The organism is Anabaena sp. CCY 0017 (genome assembly GCF_963920885.1).
In the GTDB taxonomy this organism is placed as follows: domain Bacteria; phylum Cyanobacteriota; class Cyanobacteriia; order Cyanobacteriales; family Nostocaceae; genus Nodularia.
The window spans coordinates 245,925-260,834 of sequence record NZ_CAWUDG010000007.1; the positions used below are offsets into that span (position 1 = coordinate 245,925).

At 41.9% G+C, this 14,910-nt stretch carries 14 protein-coding genes; 10 read left to right on the plus strand and 4 right to left on the minus strand.

Annotated features, from left to right (window positions below; genetic code table 11):
- The first annotated feature begins 4 nt into the window (after positions 1-4).
- The 5 genes from truA to prfA all read left to right on the plus strand — a co-directional run bounded on the left by truA (position 5) and on the right by prfA (position 3,388).
- Positions 5-895 (plus strand): tRNA pseudouridine(38-40) synthase TruA, encoded by an 891-nt coding sequence (gene truA / locus ACM0OW_RS11805; protein ID WP_414550335.1) that lies wholly within the window; start codon positions 5-7, stop codon positions 893-895.
- Between the two features lie 12 nt (positions 896-907).
- Positions 908-1,366, plus strand: coding sequence for a 50S ribosomal protein L13 (gene rplM, locus ACM0OW_RS11810; RefSeq protein WP_414550280.1), 459 nt, complete (start codon positions 908-910; stop codon positions 1,364-1,366).
- The gene (gene rpsI, locus ACM0OW_RS11815; protein ID WP_414550281.1) at positions 1,366-1,782 is read left to right on the plus strand and encodes a 30S ribosomal protein S9; all 417 of its coding nucleotides are present in this window, start codon (positions 1,366-1,368) and stop codon (positions 1,780-1,782) included. The genes rplM and rpsI overlap by 1 nt, the downstream gene beginning before the upstream one ends.
- A gap of 172 nt (positions 1,783-1,954) precedes the next feature.
- On the plus strand, positions 1,955-2,194 hold the full coding sequence (gene rpmE, locus ACM0OW_RS11820) for a 50S ribosomal protein L31 (protein ID WP_414550282.1): 240 nt from the start codon (positions 1,955-1,957) through the stop codon (positions 2,192-2,194).
- Between the two features lie 96 nt (positions 2,195-2,290).
- Positions 2,291-3,388 carry a peptide chain release factor 1 gene (prfA, locus tag ACM0OW_RS11825; protein WP_414550283.1) on the plus strand — a complete coding sequence of 366 codons (1,098 nt, stop codon included), beginning with the start codon at positions 2,291-2,293 and terminating at the stop codon, positions 3,386-3,388.
- 19 nt (positions 3,389-3,407) lie between these two features.
- Here prfA and ACM0OW_RS11830 read toward each other — a convergent pair whose 3' ends face one another.
- Positions 3,408-3,845 (minus strand): hypothetical protein, encoded by a 438-nt coding sequence (locus ACM0OW_RS11830; RefSeq protein WP_414550284.1) that lies wholly within the window; start codon positions 3,843-3,845, stop codon positions 3,408-3,410.
- Between the two features lie 190 nt (positions 3,846-4,035).
- On the opposite strand from ACM0OW_RS11830, the gene ACM0OW_RS11835 reads away from it, so the two are divergent.
- The 3 genes from ACM0OW_RS11835 (at position 4,036) to ACM0OW_RS11845 (ending at position 8,154) form a co-directional block, all read left to right on the plus strand.
- Positions 4,036-4,398, plus strand: a complete 363-nt coding sequence (locus ACM0OW_RS11835; protein ID WP_414550285.1) for a helix-turn-helix domain-containing protein — start codon at positions 4,036-4,038, stop codon at positions 4,396-4,398.
- 410 nt (positions 4,399-4,808) lie between these two features.
- On the plus strand, positions 4,809-5,267 hold the full coding sequence (locus ACM0OW_RS11840; protein WP_414550286.1) for a DUF29 domain-containing protein: 459 nt from the start codon (positions 4,809-4,811) through the stop codon (positions 5,265-5,267).
- 202 nt (positions 5,268-5,469) lie between these two features.
- Entirely contained in the window at positions 5,470-8,154 is a 2,685-nt protein-coding gene (locus ACM0OW_RS11845) for a DNA methyltransferase (RefSeq protein WP_414550287.1), read from the plus strand.
- Positions 8,155-8,330: 176 nt separating this feature from the next.
- Here the strand turns inward: ACM0OW_RS11845 and thrS are convergent, their stop codons facing one another.
- Positions 8,331-10,175, minus strand: a complete 1,845-nt coding sequence (thrS, locus tag ACM0OW_RS11850) for a threonine--tRNA ligase (protein ID WP_414550288.1) — start codon at positions 10,173-10,175, stop codon at positions 8,331-8,333.
- Between the two features lie 584 nt (positions 10,176-10,759).
- Here thrS and ACM0OW_RS11855 point away from each other — a divergent pair.
- Both ACM0OW_RS11855 and ACM0OW_RS11860 read left to right on the plus strand, forming a co-directional pair.
- Positions 10,760-11,077 (plus strand): DUF2605 domain-containing protein, encoded by a 318-nt coding sequence (locus ACM0OW_RS11855; RefSeq protein ID WP_414550289.1) that lies wholly within the window; start codon positions 10,760-10,762, stop codon positions 11,075-11,077.
- A 274-nt stretch (positions 11,078-11,351) separates the two neighbouring features.
- Positions 11,352-11,672, plus strand: a complete 321-nt coding sequence (locus ACM0OW_RS11860) for a DUF2973 domain-containing protein (RefSeq protein WP_414550290.1) — start codon at positions 11,352-11,354, stop codon at positions 11,670-11,672.
- Between the two features lie 128 nt (positions 11,673-11,800).
- Here ACM0OW_RS11860 and ACM0OW_RS11865 read toward each other — a convergent pair whose 3' ends face one another.
- Both ACM0OW_RS11865 and ACM0OW_RS11870 read right to left on the minus strand, forming a co-directional pair.
- A complete protein-coding gene (locus ACM0OW_RS11865; RefSeq protein ID WP_414550291.1) occupies positions 11,801-12,283 on the minus strand; it encodes a DUF29 domain-containing protein in 483 nt (160 codons plus the stop codon).
- A gap of 110 nt (positions 12,284-12,393) precedes the next feature.
- Positions 12,394-14,619, minus strand: a complete 2,226-nt coding sequence (locus ACM0OW_RS11870; RefSeq protein ID WP_414550292.1) for a glycogen debranching N-terminal domain-containing protein — start codon at positions 14,617-14,619, stop codon at positions 12,394-12,396.
- Positions 14,620-14,910: the final 291 nt, after the last annotated feature.

Sequence of the window (14,910 nt, forward strand, 5' to 3'; positions counted from 1 at the left end):
CAGTATGTTAGAAAGCCAACCGGTTCCTACCCAAACCCATAGAGTCGCCCTCGTAATTCAATACGTCGGCACTCATTTTCACGGCTGGCAAAGACAAAAGCAGCATCGTTCAGTTCAAGAAGAAATTGAAACAGCGATCGCTACGGTTCTTGGTGATCATGTGACTCTACATGGTGCTGGGCGAACCGATTCTGGAGTTCATGCAGCTGCTCAAGTCGCCCATTTTGAAGCCACAGGATTAATCCCACCTCACAGGTGGGCATCAATTCTGAATAGCTATCTGCCTCAAGATATACTGATAAAGGCTTCAGCTGCTGTAGATAATCGTTGGCACGCACGCTTTAGTGCTGCCTATCGCCGATATCGCTACACGATATACACTGAAGATCGGCCGAACTTGTTCGTCAGACCCTTCAGTTGGCATTATTATTATGCACCCCTGGATGAATGCTTAATCCAAGCTGCCCTCCAACCCTTGATGGGGAAGCATCATTTGGCCGCATTTCACCGTGCAGGTTCCAAGCGATCGCATTCTTGGGTAGAGGTGCAAGCAGCAGAATGTCATCGTAGTGGGCCATTTCTTCATATTGAAATTCAGGCAAATGGATTTTTGTATGGCATGGTACGGCTGTTAGTAGGGATGCTGGCACAGGTAGGCACAGGTAAGCTGACACTTGCTGGCTTTACCGAACTCTGGCAAGAAGAACGCCGCGAAGAAGTCAAATACGCTGCCCCTCCCCAGGGTTTGTGTTTGTTACGAGTAGGCTATCCAGATTTTCCTTTTTCCCCAGAGATTTGGTACGAAACCCTGCCTAAATTGGTCTTTCCTACAGATATTCCTTTGGAATATTCCCAAACAGAAACCGTTTCCCTCAATTCCACACCACTTTTGTAAACCGAAACTCTAATGACAACAAAAACATACCTTCCTCCTCAAGCAACCCTTGAGCGTGAGTGGTACGTAGTAGATGCCACTGATAAACGCCTCGGCCGCCTCGCCACCGAAATCGCCATGATTTTGAGAGGCAAAAAGAAAGCCGAATTTACTCCCCACATGGACACCGGTGACTTTGTAATTGTGATCAATGTCGAAAAAATCGCAGTTACAGGCAAAAAGCGCAGCCAAAAACTTTACCGTCGCCATTCAGGCCGTCCCGGCGGAATGAAAACAGAAACCTTCGCTAAATTGCAACAGCGCCTACCAGAACGGATATTAGAACACGCCGTCAAAGGTATGCTCCCTAAAAATAGTTTGGGTAAGCAGTTATTTACCAAACTCAAAGTCTACGCTGGGCCAACTCATCCCCACGAAGCGCAAAAACCCAAAGAACTAAAAATTAATACAATTCCTGGAGAAGAAAATTAATGGTAGTAGCAGATAGCAATAGCGGTCGCGCCGTGTACTGGGGTACTGGTCGTCGCAAGTCCGCAGTCGCACGGGTCAGATTGGTTCCAGGTGAAGGTAAATTGACTGTCAATGGTAAGGATGGAGAATTGTATTTTCAATTCAACGCCAACTACCTGGGAGTGATTAAAAACCCTCTAGAAACTTTGGGACTAGAAAACGAATACGACATTTTGGTGAAAGCTGAAGGCGGCGGATTGACAGGACAAGCTGATTCTATTCGTTTAGGTGTCGCTCGCGCTCTTTGTCAACTAGACCCAGATAACCGTCCACCTTTGAAAACTGAGGGCTACCTAACTCGTGACCCCCGTGCCAAAGAACGGAAAAAATATGGTTTGCACAAAGCCCGGAAAGCTCCTCAGTACTCCAAACGTTAAGCAAATTGGGTATTGGGTATTGGGCATAGAGAAATTTCTTCCCCAGTTCCCATTAGGGGCGGGTTCATAGCTATCGTTCCACATAAACGAGGATATGACTAAACCCGCCCCTACGACCCAATCCCTTTTTTCATCTAAAAGTTATAATTGATATAGGTTCAAGACAAAAAACATGGCTAAATCTGATATTCATCCCCAATGGTATCCAGAAGCTAAAGTTTACTGTAACGGTCAAGTTGTCATGACCATTGGCTCAACCAAGCCAGAATTACACGTAGACGTTTGGTCTGGAAATCACCCTTTCTATACTGGTACTCAGAAGCTGATCGACACTGAAGGTCGAGTTGAACGCTTCTTGCGTAAGTACGGTATGAGCAGCACTCAAGCCGCAGAAGAAACTCAAGAAAAGTAGCGGTTTGGCTCTGCTGTTAACGACGACCCTGCAACTGCTGGGTCGATTGTCATTTTTGGGCGAGCCAAGTTGTTATTTTTAAGGAGCGCATTGGTCATGGCTGAATCATACTTACTAGATAAACTTAAATCTGTTGAACAAACCTTTCATGAATTAACCCGTCGTCTGGCTGATCCTGATACTGCTAGCAATCCTGATGAGTATCAAAAAATCGCCAAGTCTCGGTCATCTTTGGAAGAGGTAGTAAATACCTACGAAACCTGGAAGATTGCGACTGAAGAATTAGCAGGGGCGCGTCAGATATACAAAGAGGCCAACAGTGATCCAGATCTGCACGAAATGGCAGCTTTGGAAGTTAATGAGTTAGAAGAAAAACTAGAACATTTAGAAGCTCGCTTGAAGGTGTTGCTGTTACCCCGCGACCCCAATGATGATAAAAACATCATGTTGGAAATTCGCGCTGGTACTGGTGGCGATGAAGCGAGTATTTGGGCTGGAGATTTACTGCGGATGTACTCCCGCTATGCTGAACTCCAGCATTGGAAAGTCAAACTGGTGAGCGAGTCACTGGGAGAAATGGGTGGCTTTAAAGAAGTAATCCTAGAAATTCAAGGTGATAGCGTTTACAGTCAGCTGAAGTTTGAAGCGGGAGTACATCGTGTACAGCGTGTACCAGCAACTGAAGCTGGGGGACGAGTTCACACCTCTACCGCCACAGTAGCAATTATGCCAGAAGTGGATGATGTGGAAATTCACATTGATCCCAAGGATATTGAAATGAGTACAGCTCGTTCTGGTGGCGCTGGTGGACAAAACGTCAACAAAGTGGAAACGGCTGCTGACTTGTTCCACAAACCCACAGGTATCCGCATTTTCTGTACAGAAGAACGTAGCCAGTTGCAAAACAAAGAACGGGCGATGCAAATCCTGCGGGCAAAACTGTACGAAATGAAGTTAGCCGAACAACAAGATGCGGTAACTTCCATGAGGCGATCGCAAGTTGGGACAGGATCACGATCAGAAAAAATCCGTACCTACAATTATAAAGATAACCGCGTTACCGACCACCGTCTAGGACAGAATTATTCTCTGAATCCTGTCTTAGAAGGTGAGTTAGAAACGGTGATTCAATCTTGTATCTCTCAAGACCAGCAAGAACGCCTAGCAGAGTTAGCAACTTCTAGTTCTAACTAATTTGTGCCTGTTAAACTTCCTAGAAAACCGCTAGTTGTTCTGTAGCTTGCAATACATACAGGCGGTTTTCTAATGCGTTGCTGAGTGCTTCTGAGATTTCACTGAGATAATGGTAATATGCAAACTCGTACTGGATGATGTGATTTAACTTCTTCCATTCTGCCAGGGTTGGGCAGTAGTCAATTAATTTTTCCACGTCTGTTTGCCAACGGGCAAAAATCCGATAACTGAAAAAGCTACAGCAGACGTTATTATTTGCATCCCAGTAGGAAATACACACCTGATGCTTGAGACAACGGATTTTTTTGACTTGCTTAACGTCGTAGCCTTTAACTTTCAGAGCTTCTTTCACTTCTGCATCTGAAATGTTCCATTGATCTGGTTTAATCTTATTAGAGGCGATGAGGTTTCGACCTGAACGGCGATATTTTTTAACCTTGCGTGGACTGCGGAACATGATGCACCCTTGATTTGATTGGCAGCAAAGCCGAAAAGTCTAGTTGTGTATTTATTTCTAGGTTAAAATTAGAATTGCTACCTGGTAATTATTTTAAGATACCAGCAACAATAAACCTTGTCAAGATAAAAGTATAATTTTAATAATTGCTTACTAAACTTGTAAACACAGTTGGCTAGCTATATAAGCAGTGAAGATTGAAAGCAAAGAAAAACTGGTAGAAATCATCAAATTAGCTCGTGGTTCCATGAGTCAACGAGCCTTTGGCAAACTGTTAGGAGTTTCTGCTACTGCTGTTCAGTTGTGGGAAAAAGGTGTGAATGTGCCAGATACCGACTATTTGGTGAAGATAGCAGCCAGAGCAGGCTATACGCTACAAGAGTTAATCACCTGCTTAAATGGCGAGCCAATCCAAGAAATTTCCGATATAAATTTGATTTTGAGACAAATCAAGTATATGCCTTTGAGTCAAGTGGCTGAGATTGTGCGCGCTGCGGCGGATAGATTAGCAACTGTGGCTGAAACATCTGAGGATGAGGCGAAAGCTAGTTAGGTAGAAGAAAATATAAGCAATTGTTATGGCGGTTATCAGTTAAGTGAGATACAAGAACCCCACCCCCAACCCCCTCCCCGCAAGCCTACCGTGTACACACAAGTAGTTTCTGCAAGGGTTTCAAGGTTTATAGACCCTTTAAATTGTCATTACGAGTGGAGCGATAGCGGAGCGAAGTAATCGCATAATCCCGTAGTTTTTGCGATTGCTTCGTCGTTCCTCCTCGCAATGACGGAGTTCCCACAACGAGCCAACAACCCAGATCCAGACGACGAAACCCAACATTAGGTGGAATTTTAAGACTTGTGTGTACACCGTAGCCCCGCAAGCGAGGAGGGGGCTATTATGTACTTTATTCAAGTGCATACTGCTATAGTATTTTTGAATTGGTAAGATTCAACTGATGAAATATGGACGAACCTTGTTTGTATGACCAAGACTTCTATGGATGGACACAGCAACAGGCTAAAGCTTTGGAGCAGAGGCTAGTTCCAGAACTAGATTGGCAACATCTGCAAGAGGAAATCCAAGCTTTGGGACGACAAGAGTATCGGGAATTAGTCAGTCGTCTGAGTGTATTAATCGGTCATCTGTTGAAGTGGGAATATCAACTAGAAGAACGCTCTCGGAGTTGGTTTTTAACAATTCGAGAACAGCGTCGTGCTATCCATAGGCATTTGCGACAGAACCCCAGCTTAAAGTCTCGCATAGAAGCAGCCTTGTTAGATGGTTTTGAAGCGGGAGTTGATTTAGCACTCAGAGAAACTAACTTACCGTTACGCACTTTTCCAGAGCTTTGTCCCTATTTATTTGATGATGTTATGGCAGAGAATTTTCTTTGTGATACTCGTCAGGACTGGGAAGCATAGGGAGCTATATGGTTCAGTTAAGGAACCAAATTTTTTGTCAGAGTAAATTTTTTTACGAACCCCAGAGGCGCAGAGGACACAGAGAGAAGGAAGAAATGCTTAAGTGAATTGTATTAGACATCTAATATAATTTTCCCATTTGTGTTGATTAATACATAACATGGGAATTATTAAAACTACTTAGGGCAATTCCCAATTCAACATGGCAGCAGCGACACCGGAAAGTCTGAATAAGTTTGTTAGTTTTTGTCAGCAGCACATCACAGGACAGGAAAGGAAGGAAGCGCAAACGTTTTTAGACCGCTTTTTTCGGGCTTTTGGGCATGAAGGGGCGCTGGAAGCTGGGGCGAGTTATGAGGAAGCAATAAAAAAGGGCAGTAAGACGGGTAAAACGGGTTTTGCTGATTTGGTCTGGAAACCCCGTGTGTTGATTGAGATGAAGAAGCGGGGGGAGGATTTAAGTAAGCATTATTCCCAGGCTTTTGATTATTGGACACGGTTAGTACCAGACCGTCCACGTTATGTTTTGCTGTGCAATTTTGATGAGTTTTGGATCTTTGACTTTGATATTCAGCTAGATACACCTGTAGATAAAATTTCCCTGGAGCAACTGCCAGAAAGGGCGGGAGCTTTTGCGTTTATGGAGTTTGGGAATAAAACTCCTGTTTTCAATAATAACCAGGTGGAGGTGACAGAACGGGCGGCACGTCGCATGGGTGAGTTGCTGTTGGAACTGGAAAAGCGGGGAATTGAGAAGTTGACAGCGCAGCGCTTTATTTTGCAATGCGTGCTGGCGATGTTTGCTGAAGATAGGCAACTTTTACCCCGTGATATGTTTATTTCCTGTGTTCAAGAGTGTATGGCTGGGGCGAGTTCTTATGATGTTTTGGGTGGTTTATTTCGGGAAATGAATCTGCAAGGAAAAACGCCAGCAGGACGTTATAAAGGTGTAGATTATTTCAATGGTGGGTTATTTTCTCAGATTCAAGCGATTGAGTTGACAAGGGAAGAATTGAATTTTTTGGATGTCTCAGCTAAGGAGAATTGGAGTAAGGTACGTCCGGCTATTTTTGGGAATTTATTTGAAGGGACTGTAGATAAAAAAGAGCGTCACGCCAAGGGTATTCATTACACTTCGGAAGCGGACATTATGAAAATTGTTCGTCCGACTATTAGCCGTTATTGGGAAGATAGAATTGATGCGGCTGGCTCAATTAAGGAACTTTCTCAACTACAATTAGAATTACAAAGTTATCGCGTACTTGACCCGGCTTGTGGTTCTGGTAATTTTCTCTATATAGCGTATCAGGAATTGAAAAGAATTGAAAGTTTACTATTAGAGAAGTTACAACAGCGTGGAAAATCGGAAGATAAGCAAATGCTGATGGGTTTGGTGACTCCTCTGCAATTTTATGGAATGGATACGAATCCCTTTGCGGTGGAATTGGCGCGGGTTACATTGATGATTGCGCGGAAGATTGCAATTGATAATTTACAATTAACTGAGCCTCCCTTACCTTTGGATTCTTTGGATAAAAATATTGTTTGTCAGGATGCTTTATTTAGTGAATGGACAAAGGCGAATGCTATTATTGGTAATCCGCCATTTTTAGGTGGTAAACATATTAGAATCGCTTTAGGTGATGAATATATAGATAAAGTCTTTCAACGCTTTCCTGATGTTAAAGATATAGATTTTTGTGCTTATTGGTTTCGATTAGCTCATGAACATATTGATCAAAAAGGTAGAGTAGGTTTCGTTGCGACAAATTCAGTCAGTCAAGGTAAAAGCAGAGTTGCAACTTTAGATTATATTACTCAAAATAATGGTTATATTCATGAGGCTGTTTCTACACAACCTTGGTCGGGTGAAGCTAAGGTTCATGTAAGTATTGTAAATTGGTGTAGGGATAAACCGGAAAAATATTATTTAGATAATCAGATAGTTTCACAAATTAATTCTGCACTGAAATCTAGTGTTGATGTTTCTCAGGCTGTACGATTAAAAGCCAACCTTAATAAATGTTTTCAAGGTGTAATTCCTAACGGAAAAGGATTTATTGTAACCAAAGAACAAGTACAGGAATGGATAAAAGCTGATGTTAAAAATCAAGAAGTATTAAAACTATTTTCAATGGGTGCGAATTTAGCTAAAAATCCTCATGGTAAACCTGAAAGATGGATTATTGATTTTAATGATATGAGTATTGAAGATGCTATTGATTATAAATTACCATTTACACACGTCAAGCAAACTATTCCATTAGAACGCCAAAATAATCGCAATGAAAAATTGAAGCTTAACTGGTGGAAATATGAAGGTAAAAGAATAGAAATGAGGAATGCTATTTCATCTCTATCATTTTACTTTGCAGTTCCTGAAGTATCAAAATGGGCAATTTTTATTCCCTGTCCTGCTGAATGGCTATCAGGTAATAAAACTAAAGCTGTTACTTCCGATGATTTCTATGTCCTGGGCATTCTTTCATCTAACATCCATCGTACTTGGATGCACGCGCAAAAATCAACATTAAAAGCAGATATCGCCTACACTCACAATACTTGCTTTGAAACCTTCCCCTTTCCCCAAACCCCCGACGCTAAATTAGTCCAACAAATTCGCGCCAAAGCTGAAGAACTCCATCAATATCGCACAGAACAAATGGAGTCGAAACAGTGGGGAATCACCACACTATATAATAAATTTTTTAACGAACCCAGCAGCCAACTTTATAAACTGCATGAACAGTTAGATAAATTGGTAATGCAAGCCTATAAGTTTAAAACTAAAGATGATATTTTAGAAAAATTGCTGACATTGAATTTAGAATTAGCTGAGAAGGAAAAACAAGGTCAAACCGTCATTGGCCCTTGGATACCAAATTAAAATATAAGAGAGTTTCACGCAAAGGCGCAGAGGCGCAAAGGTGAGGATCTAAGATTTTCAAATACCCAAATTAAGCCACACCTCAAGTTATCTGAAACCTCAGCGCACCTTTGCGTGAACCTCAGCGCGCCTCTGCGTTTAAAATGTATCCTTCCTTTACTAGCGAAATGCTGTAGCTAGAAGTTCTCGAAATTAGCGATCGCACTCTTCATCTTATCCACCACTTCATCCACAGGGATAGCTCCCAACTCCCCAGACGCACGGGTACGGATACTCAAGCTGTTAGATTCAACTTCTTTGGCTCCGATCACCGCCATGACGGGGATTTTTTGTTTCTCTGCATTGCGGATGATTTTACCCAAGCGATCGCCACTGGTATCGACTTCTGCACGGATACCCTCAGCCACCATTTTTGCGGCGACATCCTTAGCAAAATCTAGCTGTGCTTCACCCACTGGTAACAATCTCGCTTGTACAGGTGCTAACCATAAAGGAAAATCACCAGCGTACTCTTCAATCAAAATCCCAATTAGCCGTTCTAGAGAACCAAACGGCGCACGGTGAATCATCACAGGACGTTGGCGGGAACCATCTTCAGCTACATATTCCAAATCAAAGCGTTCTGGTAAGTTGTAATCTACCTGAACAGTTCCTAATTGCCACTCCCGTTCTAAGGCATCACTAAAGATAAAATCTAGTTTGGGACCATAAAACGCCGCTTCCCCAATCCCCTCAAAGTAATTCATTCCCAACTTTTCCACAGCGCGGCGAATTGCACCTTCGGCTTTATCCCAAACTTCATTAGAACCGATATACTTATCACTGGCTGGATCGCGGAAACTGAGTCTAGCTTTAAAATTCTTCAATTGCAGACTCTTAAACACCGACAAAATCAAATCCACCACATTCAGAAATTCACTGTCTAGCTGTTCGGGAGTTACAAACAGGTGCGAATCATCCACAGTAAAACCGCGCACTCTGGTTAAACCACCCAATTCTCCTGATTGTTCGTAGCGGTAAACAGTACCAAATTCGGCAAATCTAATTGGTAATTCCCGATAGGAACGTAACTCATTCTTGTATATTTGGATATGAAAAGGACAATTCATCGGCTTGAGGACAAAACCTTGCTCTAAAGCTGCGGCTTCCTCATCATCCGACATCAAAGGAAACATATCTTCCTTATACTTTTGCCAGTGTCCAGAGGTTTTAAATAAATCCACTCTCGCAATATGCGGCGTTACCACAGGTAAATATCCGCGTTTGAGTTGTTCCTTCTTGAGGAAATCTTCTAACACACTCCGCAACAAAGTACCTTTAGGAGTCCACAAGGGTAAACCCGGCCCCACTTGTTCGGAAAATATAAATAAACCCAGTTCCTTACCGAGTTTACGGTGGTCTCTTCGTAGCGCTTCCTCTTTGCGCCGCTTATACTCAGCCAGTTGTTCTGGACTTTCCCAAGCAGTCGCATAGATGCGTTGTAACTGCGCCTTGGTTTCATCCCCACGCCAATAAGCACCGGCAACACTTTCTAATTCAATCGCTTTGGGGTTTAATTGGCTGGTGTTTTCTACGTGAGGTCCGGCGCACAAATCCCACCATTCATTCCCCAGATGGTAAATTGTGATCGGTTCTTGTTTAATATCTCCCAGAATTTCGAGTTTGTAAGGTTCTTGAATTTCTGAGATTCTTTTTTCAGCCTCTCCTCGGCTGACTTCTTCCCGAATTACAGGTAATTTGCGATTAATAATCTTCACCATCTCTTTCTTGATGGCTTTCAAATCATTTTCGCTAAATGGTTCTGGACTATCGAAGTCGTAGTAAAAACCATTTTCAATCCAGGGACCGATTGTAACTTGCGCTTTAGGAAACAGCTTTTGTACCGCCATTGCCATTACGTGGGAAGCTGTGTGGCGAATCTGCTTTAATGTTTCCGATTCGCTGGTACGCGGTAAATATATTTTTTCAGGTTGTTCTGATGGACTGAGAGTTGAATTTGGCGACATCGGTTGCTGAACCATTAGCGAAGTGATTACAAAAAGATAATTTTAGTTGTTGAAGCTGTGAAAAATCTACCCAGGGAGTGGGAAGAGGCAGAGGAGCAGGGGAGAAGAAACTTACTCAGCACTCGGTGTCCGAGCGGGTTTACTAAGGATTTCGACGAACCACAGACTGATTGCTTCAACCCGCCCCTACTCACTTAGCACTTTCAGGTGTTGCTTCAAATATAGCGAGTATGCCTGCTATATTCGCTGCCAAGTTGACTTTAATATTCCAGTTTTATTAATGCTTTTCTCATAAACCACAGCAGATGAGTGTTAAGAACTCAGCACCAAAGTGGGAAATTATCGACTATTGGCTCACTATACCGACTGTGAGCTACGCTGAGGCTCGGCTGAAAATACTTTGACTGTATATATTTTGTATAGCTTTTTTATATTTTTTGAAGTTTACACAAAGCTTACGCAAATTATGATTATAGTCTATTTCGTCGCGATTAGGAGAGATGTTTCCACAATCTATCTGAGGAGATAGTCTAAAATAATGTTAAATTTTGTAAAAAATGTTAATATTCTTAGAGAAGTTAGAAATATACTTTTTATTTATGCGAGACTCGAATGTACCAGGGGCTGAGATGCTGAAAACGGTGTTAGAACCTCTATTAGAGGATTTTAATTATTGGTTTGCGCGATCGCGTGAATTGTTAGAAACCGGGCAATTCTCATTTATGAGTCAAGAAGAACAATCAGATTTACTTTTGCGAGTCAAGCAAGCGCAAGAGGAGCTAAACGCAGCAAAAATGCTATTTACCGCCACGGATGGACAAGTCGGCATTGAGATGACCACCTTAATGCCTTGGCACAGATTAGTCACAGAATGCTGGAATGTATCAATGCGCTTTCGTCAGGCACAGGAAGTCTAAGAGTACGCGTTGGTTGATTTTTTACAGCCTGATTGGCATCAGAACAAGACACTATACAAGTCGCATTAAAGATTCAAAATCCTTAACATTATTTTTATTAACAAATAATGTATCCCATGCTACTTTAGTTTGAATAGATTAACAAATTTTTCCATCAAGATATAGACGCACCAAGGTGCGTGAGATATTCATCTTTGCCGACTCTCACAATATAGGCGAAGCAAAAGGCTACCGAATAACGTTTTAAAACTTGCTGCTCTTAGAGGAAAATCCGATGTTACACCTACTTTACATTCTGGCTTTTACAATTCTGGCTGTTCTAGCCGTAGCTAACTTAATCCGCAACTTGATTATGTTCAGTTTTGATCGAGAACGAGTTTATCCCGGTAAATACTCATCAATGGATAATCAAGGCTATATGTCTTCGAGAAAACAATTTATTCCCCACCCAGAATTATTAGATAACGCGGGTAATTTAATTAAAGAACCTCTGTTAGTCATGCGTTCAGTTAACGTTGAAGATGCTCGTCAACAGTTAGATGCTCTTTATGAATCTTCCCCAGGACAAAAAATCGACCGTCAAGAAGAAGGTTAATTTTTGAAAGTCATAATTTAGTATCTGTAGCATTGGGGGTTTAGTAATGAACCCCTTTATGGGACTAGAGTCTAGATAAGAATAATTAAACGCTGATAAACGCCGATAAACGCTGATAAATCAATTTTTTACTGTTTTGAGTTAGATTCGGGAAACCAGTTTTCGTCTAAGATTTGTTCTAAGGAACCAATGGGTATGAGGGGAAAGATATCGAGAATTAGTTGCGTGCGATCGCTTGCTTCTTTTCTCGCTTCTTGATAAGATTGGTCAAATATTTCTAAAATATAAGGTTTTAAACTCGGACTATCTTTAAGTTCATCTTGTATCTGTCTGCGGAATGTCCTAATTTCCCCTTTCCAATGTCCTTGATTTCGTTCTCTCTCGGTATCCCAACACTTGAGTTTTAGTAGATGTTCCAGAAGCTTAATTAATAAACTTTTAATTGTGCGCTTCTCACGTCTACCCATATCTTCTAATTCTTCTAACAAATTATCCAAATCCACCGCAGAAAACTGTCCCGTGCGAAGTTGGTTGATAGTTGTCCTCAGCCACAGATAATAATCTTGGTCAAATAAGGTTTGAGTGGCTGGTTGTATTATTGGTGTCACCATAAACTAGCTCTACTCCTACTCTTGTTGAGAACTTCTCTCTGCGCCTCTGCGCCTCTGCGTGAGATAATCAAGATAGGGGTCTATAAATAAACCCCTATAAACCCCTCTGGTTAAGCTTCAATCACCACCCGCAGATTACCGCGTTTTTTCACAACCCGACAAGCTGTTGTACTTCCAGAGCGCTCAAACTCTAAATCCAGGATAGTAGCGCCAACCTTCAAATTATGAAACGATAGACGATTAATTGATTCTGGTAAAGTCGGATCAATAATTCGTAAACAATTATTTTGAGCATCGGGGACTAAATTAACTACCATTTGCAGCAGTTGAAATATAGTACCAGTCGCCCAAGCTTGGGGTGAACAAGCAACAGGATACTGTACCGGCGCATGGTCTCCATTGCGTTCATAACCGCAGAAAAGTTCTGGAGGACGTTGATATGGTTGCTGACTAGTCATATCAAACAAACCTTGGAACACTTCTAAAGCTTGATCAATTAGACCGAGCGATCGCAATCCCATAGCAATGAGAGAATTATCATGAGGCCAAACTGAACCAATATGATAACCCATTGGATTGTACGCTGGTGACAAACTGCTCAAAGTCCGAATTCCCCAGCCATTAAACATATCTGGCGCGCGCAACCGTTCCGCCACACTGTAGGCTTTTTCCGGTGTGAAAATTCCTAAACTTAAACAGTGTCCAGGATTAGATGTAATACTTTCCACTGGTTTACCATCGCCATCCAAAGCCAAGGCGCAGAAATCTTCGTCTTTCATCCAAAAATCTTGATTAAAACGCACCTTCAAGTGTCTAGCCTCATCTAGCCAGCGTTCTGCTAAGTCTAGCCGCTTCTTCATCTTAGCAACTTCTGCTAGCTGAATTTTGGCTGCATAAACATAAGCTTGTACCTCACTCAAAGCAATGGGACCCTCGGCTAACTCACCCTTATGGTTTACGATACAGTCGCCAGAATCTTTCCATCCTTGGTTAGCCAACCCACGTTTAGATTTACGGTAATAAGTCAAATAGCTACTGTGTTGGAGATGACGGTCAATCCATTCCATCGCTGCTAGAGCATTCGGCCAAAGCTTCTCTAGAGTTTCTTGATCGTGAGTCCAAGCGTAGTATTCAGCATACAACATCAACCACAAGGGAGTCGCATCAACAGTACCATAGTAGGGTGTATGGGGAATTTCTTCACACCGCGCCATTTCCCCAAACCTTAACTCGTGTAAAATTTTCCCTGGTTCTTCTTCGCGCCAATCATCCTCGGTTTTACCTTGATATGAGGCTAATATCATCAAGGTTTCTTTAGCAATTTGAGGATTTAGCATCAGAGTTTGGGAAGCTGTAATCAGCGAATCTCTGCCAAATAAGGCTGAGAACCAAGGGACACCCGCAGAAACAGTCTTATTCTTCCCAAAAGACTGACGCAACAAATACATATCTTGTTCAGCACGCTCAATTACACGATTAAACAGACTTTTATCTGATCTAATGTGTGTAATTTGCTGTATCCATTGTTGCTCTTCCATCAACTCAGCCGCCTTGGCTTGTACTAAGGTAAAAGCTGCACTCACCGTAGAACTGGGTTGATTGTTAGTCAACATATTGACTCTGTAACCTAGCTTTTGGGTTTCGTGAGAAGCTAACTCCAACCGCCAAATAGCTGTGTAACCTTTGAAATCGTCTGGTTGGCGATACTGGAATTGCAGACGAGATTCCATTAATAAGCCATCCAAACCTTGATAGGCTAAGGTCAAAGATTCTTGATCTGTGGATTCTACTAACCGTAAAAGTTGACCCCTTTTTTCTCTCTTAGCACCGCGAACCTCAAATAAATCCACAAAATCTGCATCGAAGCTGATACTTAATTCAAAGCTGACGTTTGTGGTGCTGTAATTAGATATTTCAATTTCTTCAAATAGCGCCCCATTCAGCACCATTTCTCGACGAATACCGATGGTTTCAGCCTTTAAGTGTTCGTCAATATTCGGGTTAGTACATAAAACGGAAATGGAGAAACCTTTTTCAGCAGTACTGCTCAGAAGAATAGGCGATCGCCTGTCAATTTGCAACTCTAGACGATTCAGGAATCTGGTGTCAGCACAAAATAGTCCCACGTTAGGATTACCATCCTGTAGAGAACAGCCAGAAATGTTCCCCATTGTATCCGTCACCAAAAATAAATCATCATCTTTGACTGTCAGAGTTGGTTGTGGTCTTTCACTTACAACAGAAGGCCATTCTGGTATAGGTAATTGTGCTGCGGGAGTAAAATTTTTGCCATCTAAAGAAATTTTTTCCAGGGTCGTCAGTGTATCCGGTGTCATGAGCGAGAGTTCCTTTTTCCAGGTATATATCAATGGGGTCAACAGGGGAAAGTGCTTTTATAAAAAGGTTTCAGTCTATTTGTGTCAAATTAAGATGCACAGATTTTTACCAAAGGCGCAGACAGGAAATTGATCATAAATCTTTACCAGATTATATTTTCTATATTTAAAGTCAAGGCTGAAAAACAGTGATTTTTAGCTAATTCATCGAACTATAAACCTCCTCAGTCCTCATGCAAAGAGAATACTTAGCCATGATGCTAAAGTTGCCGATTTTGACAATTCTATTGA

Bases quoted from the DNA above. Each gene is read 5' to 3' on its own strand.
- ACM0OW_RS11845 (WP_414550287.1), top strand. From the start codon at position 5,470: ATGGCAGCAGCGACACCGGAAAGTCTGAATAAGTTTGTTAGTTTTTGT.
- ACM0OW_RS11840 (WP_414550286.1), top strand. From the start codon at position 4,809: ATGGACGAACCTTGTTTGTATGACCAAGACTTCTATGGATGGACACAG.
- ACM0OW_RS11855 (WP_414550289.1), top strand. From the start codon at position 10,760: ATGCGAGACTCGAATGTACCAGGGGCTGAGATGCTGAAAACGGTGTTA.
- prfA (WP_414550283.1), top strand. From the start codon at position 2,291: ATGGCTGAATCATACTTACTAGATAAACTTAAATCTGTTGAACAAACC.
- rpmE (WP_414550282.1), top strand. From the start codon at position 1,955: ATGGCTAAATCTGATATTCATCCCCAATGGTATCCAGAAGCTAAAGTT.
- truA (WP_414550335.1), top strand. From the start codon at position 5: ATGTTAGAAAGCCAACCGGTTCCTACCCAAACCCATAGAGTCGCCCTC.
- ACM0OW_RS11870 (WP_414550292.1), bottom strand. From the start codon at position 14,619: ATGACACCGGATACACTGACGACCCTGGAAAAAATTTCTTTAGATGGC.
- rplM (WP_414550280.1), top strand. From the start codon at position 908: ATGACAACAAAAACATACCTTCCTCCTCAAGCAACCCTTGAGCGTGAG.
- ACM0OW_RS11865 (WP_414550291.1), bottom strand. From the start codon at position 12,283: ATGGTGACACCAATAATACAACCAGCCACTCAAACCTTATTTGACCAA.
- ACM0OW_RS11830 (WP_414550284.1), bottom strand. From the start codon at position 3,845: ATGTTCCGCAGTCCACGCAAGGTTAAAAAATATCGCCGTTCAGGTCGA.
- thrS (WP_414550288.1), bottom strand. From the start codon at position 10,175: ATGGTTCAGCAACCGATGTCGCCAAATTCAACTCTCAGTCCATCAGAA.
- ACM0OW_RS11860 (WP_414550290.1), top strand. From the start codon at position 11,352: ATGTTACACCTACTTTACATTCTGGCTTTTACAATTCTGGCTGTTCTA.
- rpsI (WP_414550281.1), top strand. From the start codon at position 1,366: ATGGTAGTAGCAGATAGCAATAGCGGTCGCGCCGTGTACTGGGGTACT.